13 protein-coding genes are annotated in these 12,414 nt (G+C 62.4%); 3 read left to right on the forward strand and 10 right to left on the reverse strand.

The annotated features are described in order from the left end of the window. Nucleotides 1-29: 29 nt before the first annotated feature. Nucleotides 30-752 carry a DUF2238 domain-containing protein gene (locus tag RE432_RS01835; RefSeq protein ID WP_310931514.1) on the forward strand — a complete coding sequence of 241 codons (723 nt, stop codon included), beginning with the start codon at nt 30-32 and terminating at the stop codon, nt 750-752. A gap of 53 nt (nt 753-805) precedes the next feature. After that, nucleotides 806-1,564, forward strand: a complete 759-nt coding sequence (locus RE432_RS01840; protein WP_310931515.1) for an SDR family oxidoreductase — start codon at nt 806-808, stop codon at nt 1,562-1,564. 33 nt (nt 1,565-1,597) lie between these two features. On the opposite strand, the gene RE432_RS01845 is transcribed toward RE432_RS01840, so the two are convergent. The 3 genes from RE432_RS01845 to RE432_RS01855 are packed head-to-tail and all read right to left on the reverse strand — an operon-like array spanning nt 1,598 to nt 4,344. Continuing rightward, on the reverse strand, nt 1,598-2,434 hold the full coding sequence (locus RE432_RS01845) for a zinc-dependent peptidase (protein WP_310931516.1): 837 nt from the start codon (nt 2,432-2,434) through the stop codon (nt 1,598-1,600). A 57-nt stretch (nt 2,435-2,491) separates the two neighbouring features. Then, the gene (locus RE432_RS01850; protein ID WP_310931517.1) at nt 2,492-3,484 is read right to left on the reverse strand and encodes a tripartite tricarboxylate transporter substrate binding protein; all 993 of its coding nucleotides are present in this window, start codon (nt 3,482-3,484) and stop codon (nt 2,492-2,494) included. Between the two features lie 8 nt (nt 3,485-3,492). Next, entirely contained in the window at nt 3,493-4,344 is an 852-nt protein-coding gene (locus RE432_RS01855) for an amidohydrolase family protein (protein ID WP_310931518.1), read from the reverse strand. A gap of 70 nt (nt 4,345-4,414) precedes the next feature. On the opposite strand from RE432_RS01855, the gene RE432_RS01860 reads away from it, so the two are divergent. Continuing rightward, nucleotides 4,415-5,287 carry a LysR family transcriptional regulator gene (locus RE432_RS01860; protein WP_310931519.1) on the forward strand — a complete coding sequence of 291 codons (873 nt, stop codon included), beginning with the start codon at nt 4,415-4,417 and terminating at the stop codon, nt 5,285-5,287. A gap of 13 nt (nt 5,288-5,300) precedes the next feature. Here RE432_RS01860 and RE432_RS01865 read toward each other — a convergent pair whose 3' ends face one another. The 7 genes from RE432_RS01865 to cyoA all read right to left on the reverse strand — a co-directional run bounded on the left by RE432_RS01865 (nt 5,301) and on the right by cyoA (nt 12,285). After that, on the reverse strand, nt 5,301-5,879 hold the full coding sequence (locus RE432_RS01865; protein ID WP_310931520.1) for a response regulator transcription factor: 579 nt from the start codon (nt 5,877-5,879) through the stop codon (nt 5,301-5,303). Further along, nucleotides 5,869-7,200 carry an ATP-binding protein gene (locus tag RE432_RS01870; RefSeq protein WP_310931521.1) on the reverse strand — a complete coding sequence of 444 codons (1,332 nt, stop codon included), beginning with the start codon at nt 7,198-7,200 and terminating at the stop codon, nt 5,869-5,871. Before RE432_RS01870 ends, RE432_RS01865 begins: the two co-directional genes overlap by 11 nt. Then, on the reverse strand, nt 7,197-7,988 hold the full coding sequence (locus tag RE432_RS01875) for an SURF1 family protein (RefSeq protein ID WP_310931522.1): 792 nt from the start codon (nt 7,986-7,988) through the stop codon (nt 7,197-7,199). The genes RE432_RS01870 and RE432_RS01875 overlap by 4 nt, the downstream gene beginning before the upstream one ends. A gap of 79 nt (nt 7,989-8,067) precedes the next feature. Further along, nucleotides 8,068-8,463, reverse strand: a complete 396-nt coding sequence (gene cyoD, locus RE432_RS01880) for a cytochrome o ubiquinol oxidase subunit IV (protein WP_310931523.1) — start codon at nt 8,461-8,463, stop codon at nt 8,068-8,070. Continuing rightward, the gene (cyoC, locus tag RE432_RS01885; protein ID WP_310931524.1) at nt 8,463-9,101 is read right to left on the reverse strand and encodes a cytochrome o ubiquinol oxidase subunit III; all 639 of its coding nucleotides are present in this window, start codon (nt 9,099-9,101) and stop codon (nt 8,463-8,465) included. Before cyoC ends, cyoD begins: the two co-directional genes overlap by 1 nt. Beyond that, entirely contained in the window at nt 9,094-11,085 is a 1,992-nt protein-coding gene (gene cyoB / locus RE432_RS01890; RefSeq protein ID WP_310931525.1) for a cytochrome o ubiquinol oxidase subunit I, read from the reverse strand. The genes cyoC and cyoB overlap by 8 nt, the downstream gene beginning before the upstream one ends. A 108-nt stretch (nt 11,086-11,193) precedes the next feature. Further along, entirely contained in the window at nt 11,194-12,285 is a 1,092-nt protein-coding gene (gene cyoA, locus RE432_RS01895; RefSeq protein ID WP_310931526.1) for a ubiquinol oxidase subunit II, read from the reverse strand. Between the last annotated feature and the right edge of the window lie 129 nt (nt 12,286-12,414).

The following is a 12,414-nucleotide window of genomic DNA, read 5'->3' on the forward strand; positions in this document are numbered from 1 at the left end:
CATGAACCTTCACGAGCACGAGGCAAGACATGTCAGCATCCGCTCAGGCCCAGGCTGCCGCGCGTCCGGCGGGCCAAGCCGCCGTGGCGATCGCCGCCGCCGCATACTTTATTCTGTGGCTGGCGCTGGCCATCCGGCCGGTCGACCGCGCGGCCTGGCTCCTGGAGAACGCGCTGGTCCTGGCGCTGTTCTGCCTGCTTTGGGCCATACGGCGCCAGTTCCGCTTCTCGAATGCCTCTTTGCTGCTGATCCTGCTGTTCCTGTCGCTGCATACGCTGGGCTCGCACTATACCTACTCCGAAGTGCCCTATGACCCGTGGTGGCAGGCGCTGACGGGCCGCAGCCTGAACAGCCTGTTCGGCTGGGAGCGCAACCATTACGACCGCCTCGTGCACTTTTCATACGGACTGCTGCTGGCCTATCCCATCCGCGAGTTCTTTCTGCGCATTGTCGAAGTGCGCGGCTTCTGGGCGTACTTCCTGCCGCTGGACTTTACGCTGAGCACATCGGCGCTGTACGAACTGATCGAATGGGGCGCGGCCATGATGTTCGGCGGCGACCTGGGCATGCAGTATCTGGGCACCCAGGGCGACATCTGGGATGCCCACAAAGACATGGGGCTGGCCGCGCTGGGCGCCCTGCTGGCCATGCTGATCACCGCAGCCATCAATGCAAAACTGCACCGGGACGTGGCCTGGGAATGGTCGCAGAACATGAAAAAACCGGCCCAGGCGCGAACGGAAAGGGCCTAGGCCCGCCGTATAATGCCCAGCACAAGAAACGCCGTCGAACCAAGGAGCAGACAATGACGACACAGCAAAAGTACGCACTGATTACCGGCGCAGGCTCGGGCATCGGCAAAAGCATCGCTCTGGCGCTGGCGGGCGCCGGCTATGCGGTGGCACTGGCCGGCCGCCGCAAAGAGCCGCTGGAAGAAACGGCCCAGGCAGCGCGGGCCCTTGGCGTACAAGCGCTGGCCGTACCCACCGACGTCAGCGACCCGGTCGCCGTCGATCACCTGTTCGAGCAGATCAGGCAGCATTTTGGACGGCTCGATCTGCTGTTCAACAACGCCGGTATTTTCGCGCGCTCGGCCTCGCTGGAAGACCTGGAATACGAGCAATGGAAGTCGGCGGTCGACATCAACCTGACCGGCGCGTTTCTATGCACGCAAGGCGCCTTCCGCCTGATGAAAGCGCAGCAGCCACAGGGCGGACGCATTATCAACAACGGCTCGATTTCGGCCCACGCACCGCGTCCCAACGCGGTGTCCTATACCGCCACCAAGCATGCCATCACCGGCCTGACCAAAGCCACGTCGCTGGACGGCCGGAAATACGACATTGCCTGCGGCCAGATCGATATCGGCAACGCGGCCAGCGACATGACTGAAGTCATGAACAGAGGCGTATTGCAGGCAGACGGGTCGACCCGGCCCGAGCCCTTGATGGACGTCGGGCATGTGGCCAGCGCCGTGCTGTACATGGCCAGCCTGCCGCTGGACGCCAACGTTCAGTTCATGACCGTCATGGCCACCAAAATGCCCTTCATCGGGCGCGGCTGACGCCGTCGCCTGGCAGGCGGCGGCACAGAGGGATCAGGCCAGCCGCCGCAGCGGGTCCTGCCGATAGTATTCCGACAGCAAGCCATACCAAGCCGGCAGGCCGAGCGCCAGCGGCCGCGGGCGGACGAAGAAGGCCTCGGAACTGACCGCGAAGAATTCGGCTTCATTCGTCGCCGCATACGGGTCGAGCGGCAGGGTGTCGAACCAGGCCTCCCCTTCTTCCGATTCAGGGTCCACATCGCCGGGGATGGCATCCTCGACCGCGGTCAAGGCCTCGTTGAAGGCATCGAAGGACTGCTCCAGCACATTGCGCCACTGGCGGGGCCGCAGCGTGGGGTGCGCATCCAGGCTGGGCATGCCATCGACATCGCTGCCGTATTGATCCAGCTTGTGGGCAAACTCATGGATGACGACATTGGCGTCGTGGTCCCGGCCCGGGCCCGCATCGTCCCATGACAGAATGACCGGCCCGCCCTCCCAGGCCTCGCCGGACGTCTCCTGTACATATTCATGCACCACCCCGGCCTCGTCGGTTTCCACGCGCTGCGTCAGGAAACCGCCCGGATACACAATGATGTCGATCCAGCCCTCGTACAGGACCGGGTCGAGCGCCAGAATAGGCAAGGCCGCCTGCGCGGCAATGGACAGCATGATGTCATCGGTCAACACCAGGCCCTGCGCCCCGCTGAAGTTCTTGCTGGCCAGCAGCCAGGCCGCCCGATGGCGCAAGGCCTCGTCTTCGGCAGGCGCAAGGCCCGCCAGAAAAGGCAAGCCGTCCAGAACGGCCTGCCAGGCTTCAGGAGAAATCAGCGCCAGTTCGCGCGATACGTTCTTATGCGAGGCGCCCCGCCCCGCAAGCCATCTGAGCATGTGCTTTTCATTTCAGGAAACAGAATGGCTACGATGCTAGCATGCGCGGGCTGGGCATCAATCCAAAGAGATCTTGGCCTTGGCCGCCACATCCTTCCATTTCGCGATTTCGTCCTGGACGAAAGCGCGCAGCTGTTCCGGCGACGATCCGATCGTGTCCGCACCCAGGTCGGCAAGACGCTGCTGCACATCGGGGTTCTGCAACACCTTGGCCAGGGCTGCGGACAACTGGTTCAGGATGTCCTGCGGTGTGCCCGCCGGCGCAAAAATGGCATTCCACTCGTAGGACTCATAACCCGGCAAGCCCGACTCGGCAATGGTGGGTACGCCAGGCAGCAGCTTGCTGTGTTCTGCGCCGCCCAAGGCAATGGCACGCAGCTTCCCGCTCTTGATATGCGTCCACGACGATCCCAGGCTGGCGAACATCATGGGAACCTGATTGCCCATGACGTCGATCATGGCCGGACCACCGCCTTTATAGGGCACGTGAATCAGCTTCGTACCCCCCAGGACGTTGAACAGTTCACCGGCAAGATGCTGGGCCGAGCCAGGACCGGACGATGCATAGTAAAGCGTATGCTCGCTGGCCTTGTCCTCGGCCTTCAAGTCATCCACCGACTTGATGGCTGAGGCGGGATTGACGACCAGGACGTTGGGCACTTTGATCAGCAGCGACACGGGCGCAAAATCCTTCAGGGTATCGAAGGTCATTTTTTCGCGCAGGGCCGGGTTCTGTGCGTGATTGGAGGCATCCATCAAGATCGTGTAGCCGTCCGGCTTGGCACGCGACACAAAAGCGCCGCCCAGCATGCCGCCCGCGCCGCCCTTGTTATCCACCACCACAGTCTGGCCCAGCTCTTTCTCAAGCTCGGGGGCGATCAGGCGGGCGACCAGATCGACTGTGCCACCCGGAGGATAGCTGACCACCATGGTAATGGGCCGGTCGGGGTAAGCGGCGCTTGCCGCCGCTGAACAACCCAGGACCAATGCGCCCAAGGCATACTTGGCCTGCAGGGCGATTTTCTTAAACGCGTACTTGGTATTGGACATCGTTATCCTCAGAATCGAAAAAGCAATTTAGGGGTATGCGTCAAGACAGCAGCCAGCTCATCCTGGCTTTCCACTGCATCGATCAGCCAACGCAGTGGATTGCGCACCGAACTGAGTGACTCATGCTCCGTATGGGGCCAATCGCTGCCCCACATCAGGCGCCGAGCACCGAAACAATCGATCAAATGCCTGACGACAGCTGTGCACTCATCGACCGAACCTTCAGGCCAAATCCGGTATATCGCCGACAACTTGACCCATATAAATCCGCAGTCAGCCAAGCTGCATAAATACTGGAGCTGGCCGGGCTGGACACCCTGCTTGAAATCCGGGCGGCCAAAATGATCGACAACGATCTTGCGCACCCCTTGCATCAGCGCCGGCATGATGAGCGGCAGTTGCTGATAAGGGCAATGGACTTCCACATGCCAATCCAGCACATTCAGCTTTTCAAAGAGTCCTTGCCACGCTGCTTGCGTAAAATCCGGGAGCGGACGGCCGAACAGATTCAGCCGAATGCCCACAATGCCGCAGTCGTCCATGGCCTTGAGCTCGTCCGCTTCCACGCCGGGGTCGACCACGACAACCCCGCGGCAGCGCCCCGCCGCCTGACGCAAGGCCCCCATCAGGTAATGGTTATCCGTGCCCAGAAAGCTGGGTTGAACCAGCACCCCGTGGGCCAGGCCATGTTCATCCAGCAGCGCCAGGTATTCGTCCAGCGGCGCCGCATAATCCGGCGTATAGCGCCGCGCTTCGACAACCGGCAAGCCCGGCGCAAAAACATGAGCATGACTGTCGATGGCGCCGGGCGGCAAGATAGGGGCAATCGGTTTGCCTGCTGGAGCGTTTTCAGTACACATCCGCAAGATTCTAGCGATTGTCACTATACTGATCTATTATGAAAGCAATCTTTATCTATATTGATTAGCTATGGAAATAAGCCAACTGAGAAACTTTCTGGCCGTCCTGGAGCATGGCGCCATCAGCCAAGCTGCTCACCAGTTGGGGGTCGCCCAGCCGGCGCTCAGCCAGTCCATTGCGCGCATGGAAAAGAGCCTGGGCGTCAAGCTGTTCGAGCGCTCCCGCAACGGCGCCCTGCCCACCGCTGCGGCGCTCATCATCGCGGACGACGTCAGAAGCGGCATGTTCCGCCTGGACGAGGCCTCGCGCAAGGCCAAGGCCACCCGCAAAGGCCTGGCCGGTTCCCTGGTCATCGGCCTGGTCTCGTCGGCTCTGTTCGACGTCTTGCCCAAGGCGTTGCGCAAGGTACGCAGCCACGCTCCCGATCTGGACATCACCTTGAAGGAAATGGGCAACGACGAGCTGGCATCCGCCCTTGAGCTGGGCATGATAGACATCGGCCTGATGCATGCGCCCGTCACCGTATCGGGTCATATGTACGAAAAAGTCCTGCGCCAGGACCGCCTGATTGCCGCGGTGCCCACTGCCATGTCTCGTTATATGCCGCCGACGATCAACCTGGCGCAGATTGCCGAGATCGGGCTGATCATGTATCCGCAGGACCAATTGCCGGTGTTCTACACCGGCATTACCGACGGTATCCGCAAAGCCGGATGCAGCGTCAAGATCAACATGCATGCCAACCGCACCCTGACCGTCATGTCCTGCGTAGCGGGCGGCATGGGGATCGGCCTTCTGCCAAGCTGGATAAGCACGCTGGATTTCCCCGGCGTCACCTTCCTGGATATCTCGGATTCGCACCATCTGCCCAATTTCGATCTGGTCGCCATCTGCGCCGCAAAATCTGCTGCCGCCATGGACTTGCTTTTTGCCGATGTATGAAGGGTGGGCCTGTTCAGCTGACCTGCCGCTTTTCCAGCTTGCGGGCCAGGGTCCGCCTGTGCATGCCCAGGCGCCGCGCGGCTTCGGAGATATTGAAATCGGTCGCCACCAGCATCTCGTGGATGCGCTCCCACTCCAGGGTCTTGATCGATGCCTGCCGCTTGGCCAGCTCGACGCCGGTGTTGCCTTCGGTCATCTGGAAGGCGCGTTCGATGTCGTCGGTGTTGGACGGCTTGGCCAAGTAGTGGCAGGCGCCCAGCTTGATCGCTTCGACCGCCGTGGCGATGCTGGCAAAACCCGTCAGCACGACGATCAGCATGGAAGGGTCCTTGCTGTGCAAGGTCTGCACGCAGGCCAGCCCCGAGGCTTCGCCATGCAGCTTCAGGTCGACGACGGCGTAGCCGGGTGAATGGTCGGCCAGGAGCTTTTCGACGCCTTCCAGGCTATCGGCGCTGATGACGCGGTAACCGCGGCGTCCGAAAGAGCGCGATAGCGTGCGCGACAAGGCGGCGTCATCTTCCACCACAAGCAGCAGGCGCTCGGCCCGAGCCGCGGCGTCCGGGACGGACGCGTCGCTGGGTTCATTCGTCATGGCCGGCCTCCCCGGGGGCAAGTGCGGACAACGGCAGCCGGATCGTGACGGACGCGCCGCCGAAAGACAGGTTCCTGGCCACCAGGCTGCCGCTGAGTGTACGCGCGACCTTGAGGGACAGGAAAAGCCCCAGGCCGCCGCCGGGCCGTCCCTTGGTCGACTGATAGGGCTTGCCCAGGTCCTGCAGAATGGCCGGATCGAACCCCGGCCCCATGTCGGTCACCGCCAGGACCAGGCTTCCCGCCTCGCGCGTGACGACAAGCCGCTGGCCGCGCGGAGAGGCTTCCAGGGCATTGTCCAGCACATTGCAGATCATCTGCTTGAGCGCCAGGTCGGAAATAATGCGCGCATCCTCGCCGAACCTGTTCTCGTAGTCAAGATGCGCGCTCTGGCGTGAAACGCGCCACTGCGCCACCAGTTCATCCAGGAAAGCATGAACCGACGTTTCGGTGGGCGCCTCGCCGCGCGCCTCGCCCGCCGACATCAGGATGCCGCTGACGATCGCCTTGCAGCGCCGGACCTGGGCCTGCATTTCCCGGACATCCTGCGCCAGCTCCGGATCGTCCCGAAAAGGCGGCGCGTGGGACCAGTCGCCCAGGATGACGTCCAGGGTGGCCAGCGGCGTGCCCAACTCGTGCGCCGCGCCCGAAGCCAGCAGCCCCATGTGGACGATGTGCTCTTCTTCCGAGGCGCGCTGGCGCATGTCGGCCAGGCGCGCATCGCGCGAGCGCACATTGCGGGTAATGCGGCTGATGAAGATCACAATCAGGATGGCGTTCAATACAAAGCAGACCAGCATCCCCAGGATGAAAGGGCTGGACAGCCCCCTGCCCAGCTCCAGCGGCAAAGCGAAGTCCTGGCTCGTCAGGCCCAGCCCGATAAACGCCACCGTGCTCAGCACGACAATGATCCAGGACGGCAAGGGCCTGAGCAGCACAGCGGCCAGCGTCACCTGCAGCAGGAACAGGAAGATGAAGGGATTGGTGGGGCCGCCGCTTAAATAAAGCTGCGCCGTCAACGCCAGCACATCCAGCAGCAAGGCCAGGAAAAGCTCTGCCTGGCTGACGGGGATGCGCAAGTGCAGCCGCAGCCGGCTGAACAGGTTGAAGCCGACCAGCGCGGCCAGCACAACAATCATGCTTTTCAGCGGCAACGGCAATTGAAAAACCACTATCGCCAGGAATATGGTGACGACCTGTCCCAATACGGCAATCCAGCGCAACTGGATCAACTGGCGCAGATCGTGCCGGCCGGTCGCGTAGTCGCCTGGACGGCGCGTCTGATCGTCGTCGAGCGCGGCAGCGGCTTCTATCGGGCTCATGCGTGCCGCACCCGGACGCGGTCGGCGGCCACGCCGCGCCGGCGCCGCTGCCGGTATTCCAGGCGGCCCACGTAAAAAGACGCCGCGGCCACCATCAGCGCCAGCACATACCACGTGATCGCGTAGCCCAGGTGGTGGTCACGGAAAGCCACGACCGTCATGCCCGGCACGGGCCAGATTGCCGGCGCCGCGCTCATCGGCCCTATTTCTGGCGCGCCCGGTCCGCCCTCTTGATCAACGAAATAAGGCGCCGCGGGCGCCAGGCCGTGCGCCGAGGCGAGGGCCTGGATATCGCGCGAATACCAGCGCCCTTGCGCCGGGTCGTTCTGCCGCAGGAAGCCGCCGCCCGGTTCGCTCATGCGCAGGAGTCCCGTGATGGTCGTGAGGCCTTCGGGCTGCGGCGCGCCGCGCCGGGCCGGATCGCGCCGGGCCGGATCGACAAACCCGCGATTCACCCACACCAGGCTGCCGTCCGCCAGCCGCATGGGCGTGAGCACCCAAAAGCCCGCGCCGAGCTCGGTCGAGGCCTGGACGAAGGTTTCATGCCGGTTCAGCAGGATGCCTTCCAGGCGCACGCGCTGGTATTCGTTGCGCTCGGCGTTGACGGCCGGCCAGTTGTGTTGCCCGGGGGCGGGCACGGGGACCGCGTGAACGCGCTGCGCAACCCGCTCGATCAGGTCATGCTTCCAGTGCAGGCGCTGCACTTGCCAAGTGCCCAGGGCCATGAAGCCGCAGAAGCACAGCAGCGCCAGCGCCGCCCATAGCGCGAGCGCTGCGGGACGAAGCATCCGGATGTGCCTGGGGTGCGCTGCGCAAGCATCGAGGGGCGAGGGACGGGGCATCAGCCTGGAAAACCTTGCCGGAATGTCAAGACATGCTGTGCATATCGTGTAGCGGACCCGGCATCATGTTGGTATTCAAATGGTACATCACCCATAGCGAGCCGGCCATGGCAATCATGACGATCACCAAGGTGAAGATCAAGGCCAGCAGGGTCCAGCCGCCTTCGGAGCGGGAATTCATGTGCAGAAAATAGACCATGTGCACAACCATCTGCACGGCGCCTATCCCGAGCACCGCCAGGGCGGTCGCGCTCTTGCCATCGAGCACATCGCCCATGACCAGCCAGAAGGGGATGATCGTCAGGATCGCCGACAGCACGAATCCCGTCATATATCCCTTGAAGGTGCTGGGCGCGTGGCCGTCTTCGTGGCCATGCGCATCGTGATGCACTGCATGTTCGTCGTTGTGGTGTGCGCTCATTACAGTACCCCCATCAGGTAGACAAAGCTGAAGACGCCGATCCAGATTACATCCAGGAAGTGCCAGAACATCGACAGGCACATCAGGCGGCGGCGGTTCTCGGGAATCAGCCCATGGCGCTTGAGCTGGAACAGCAGCGTCACCAGCCAGATGATGCCGAACGCGACGTGCAGCCCGTGCGTGCCCACCAGCGTGAAGAACGCCGACAGGAAAGCGCTGCGTTGCGGCCCCGCCCCCAGATGCAGCAAGTGGGCGAACTCATACAGCTCAAGTCCCAGAAAGGCCAGTCCGAACAGGCCCGTCACGGCCAGCCAGCCCATGGTGCCCCGCACTCGGCCCTGCTGCATCTTGAGCATGGCAAAGCCGTACGTGATGGACGACAGCAACAGCATGGCCGTGTTGAGCGCCACCAGGGAAAGGTCGAACAGGTCAGCCCCCGAAGGGCCGCCCGCATAGCTGCGGCCCTGTACGCCGTAGACCGCGAACAGGCAGGCGAAGATCAGGCAGTCGCTCATCAGGTAGATCCAGAATCCCAGCAGGGTTCCGTTCTGGGGATGATGCGCTTCCCTGACGATGAAGTCGGGCGCGGCGGCCTGGGGGGCCGCGCCCGGGTGATGAAGGACGTGGGTATTAGACATGATTCGCAAGCTGCAAGGTACGTTCCGCTTCAACCTGGCTGACTTCCTCGGCGGGAATATGGAAGTCGCGCTGGTAGTTGAAGGTGTGATAAATGGCATAGGCCACAATGCCGAAGAACGACAGCGCCGTCAGCGGCCACATGCGCCAGACCAGGGCAAAACCGCAGACGGTGCTCAGGGCGGCCAGGATGAAGCCGGCCCCCGTGTTCCTGGGCATGTGAATGGCCATGAAACCGTCTTGGGGGCGCTGATAGCCGCGCTGCTTCATATCCCACCATGCATCGCCGCTATGGATGCGCGGCGTGAAGGCGAAGTTGTAGCTGGGCGGCGGCGACGACGTGGCCCATTCCAGCGTCCGGCCATCCCACGGGTCGCCCGACACATCGCGCAGGGCTTCGCGGTCGCGGTAGCTGACGTACAGCTGTATCAGGAAACTGGCAATGCCCAGCGCGATCAGGAAGGCGCCCACCGCGGCAACCTGGAACCATATCTGCAGCGATGGGTCCTCAAAATGACTGACGCGGCGGGTAATACCCATCAGGCCCAGGATGTACAGCGGCATGAAGGCGACCCAGAAGCCCACGACCCAGAACCAGAACGAGCACTTGCCCCAGAACGTATCGAGCGTGTAGCCGAAGGCCTTCGGAAACCAATAATTGATGCCGGCAAACAGGCCGAACAGCACGCCGCCGATGATGACGTTGTGGAAGTGCGCAATCAGGAACAGGCTGTTGTGCAGGACAAAGTCGGCCGGCGGCACGGCAAGCAGCACGCCCGTCATGCCGCCGATGACGAAGGTGATCATGAAGGCAATCGTCCACATCATGGGCAGCTCGAAGCGGATACGGCCCCGGTACATCGTGAACAGCCAGTTGAATATCTTGGCACCCGTCGGGATCGAGATGATCATGGTGGTGATGCCGAAGAAAGAATTGACGCTCGCCCCCGAACCCATCGTGAAAAAATGATGCAGCCACACAAGATAGGACAGCACGGTAATGACGATGGTCGCGTACACCATCGAGGTATAGCCGAACAGCCGCTTGCGCGAGTAGGTCGAGACCACCTCGGAAAACACGCCGAACAAGGGCAGAATCAGGATGTAGACCTCGGGATGGCCCCAGATCCAGATCAGGTTCACGTACATCATCGGGTTGCCGCCCAGATCGTTCGTGAAAAACTGGGTCCCCAGGTAGCGGTCCATGCCCAGCAGCGCCAGCGTGGCGGTCAGCACGGGGAAGGAAATAATGATGAGCACGTTGGTGCACAGCGCGGTCCAGGTAAAGACCGGCATCTTCATCATCGTCATGCCGGGCGCACGCATCTTGACGATGGTGACCACCAGGTTGATGCCCGACAGCAAGGTGCCGACCCCGGCGATCTGCAAGGCCCAGATGTAATAATCCACGCCCACATCGGGGCTGTATTCCAGCCCGGAAAGCGGCGGGTAGGCCAGCCAGCCCGTCTTGGCGAACTCGCCGACGAACAGGGACACCATGACCAGCGCCGCGCCGCTGGCGGTCATCCAGAAACTGAAGTTGTTCAGGAAAGGGAATGCCACGTCGCGGGCGCCGATCTGGAGCGGCACCAGATAGTTCATCAGCCCCGTCACCAGCGGCATGGCCACAAAGAAGATCATGATCACGCCATGCGCGGTAAAGATCTGGTCGTAATGATGCGGCGGCAAGTAGCCCGAGGCGTCGCCGAACGCGATGGCTTGCTGGATACGCATCATGATGGCGTCGGCAAAGCCGCGCAGCAACATGACGATGCCTAGGATCATGTACATGATGCCGATCTTCTTGTGATCGATGCTGGTGATCCAGTCGTTCCACAAGCCGCCCCACAAGCGGTAGCGGGAAAGCAGGTACAGCAGCGCGACGCCGCCAAGGACGACGGCGGCGAACGTCGCGACCAGGATCGGTTCGTGCAGGGGAATCGAATCCCAGGTCAGGCGGCCGAACACCAGATTTTGCAGGTCCATAAGTCTTACTTCGGGTATTGCCATAAGGGCAAGGTTTGGAAAACGGCAGCGCAAGGCGTACCGGAAAGTCTGCCGCCCCTTCCGGGGCTTGGCGCGGCAGGGGCGCCCTTAGCGTCGGGCCAGGGTCATGGCAAGGGCATCCTTCGGATCTTGCGCGGCCGCTGCGGCGGTATCGGGGAATGTGCACAAGTCGCCCAGGAAATCGGCCGACGTGTCCAGCCCCGCGGCCGGCCGGCCCATGCCGGGCGCGCCCGGCGTACCGGGAAGAGGAATACCCTCCAGCCCGCCGCCGCCCTGCGCATCCCTATGCATCATGTCGCCCATGCAAATGGTGCCGGGCGCCACGCAGCGATTGACGATGGCGTCGAACAAATCGGGCGCCACACTGGCGTAGCGGCGCACGGCCTCGTTCTGGCTGGGGCGCTCCAGGGCAAGATAGGCGCCGCGATCCAGTTCGCCGCCTTCGGCGCGGTTCGTCTTGACCCATTCCCGGAAGCCGTCGTCGTCCAGGCCGTGGAACTTGAAGTTCATGCCCGAGAACCCGGCCCCGCTGTAATTGGCGGAAATCCCTTGGTAAACGCCCGGTTTGTTGATGACGGCATGCAGCTTGGTCTGCATGCCGGCCATGGCGTAGATTTGCCCGGCCAGCGCGGGGATGAAGAAGGAATTCATGACCGAGGAGGCGGTGATCTTGAACTCGATGGGACGGTCAACCGGCGCCGCCAGCTCGTTGAGCGCGGCAATACCGTATTCTGGGTAGATGAACAGCCACTTCCAATCGAGCGCCACCACTTCCACCGTCAGGGGCCGCACGTCGGCCGCAACAGGCCGGTTGGCGTCGATGCGGTCAAGGGGGCGATAGGGATCCAGCAGATGGGTGCTGACCCAGGTAATGCTGCCCAGCGCAATGATGATCATCAGCGGCACGGACCAGATCACCAGTTCGAGCTTGGTGGAGTGATGCCATTCCGGATCGTACTGGGCGCTGGTGTTCGAAGCGCGATACCGCCAGGCGAATACGATGGTCGCGATAATGACCGGCACGATGACGATCAGCATCAGGCCGGTGGCCACATAGATCAGATCGCGCTGCTGCACGGCAATGTCCCCGGAGGGCTTGAGCAATACCGCGTTGCAGCCGCTCAACAGGAAGGCGGCGGCGGAAAGAAGGGAAAATCTCAAAAAATTGATACGAATCATTGCCGCAACGCCGGAAATACGATAGTTACCTGGAAAGAAGCGGCTACTATAAGATTGAAACGCGTCGGCGGGAATTGGACATTTTGTCCTATGCCCCCATGCCGGCGCGACAGCATGCTTCGGGTTTTG

The organism is Pusillimonas sp. SM2304 (genome assembly GCF_031628915.1).
Classification (GTDB): Bacteria; Pseudomonadota; Gammaproteobacteria; order Burkholderiales; family Burkholderiaceae_B; genus Pusillimonas_C.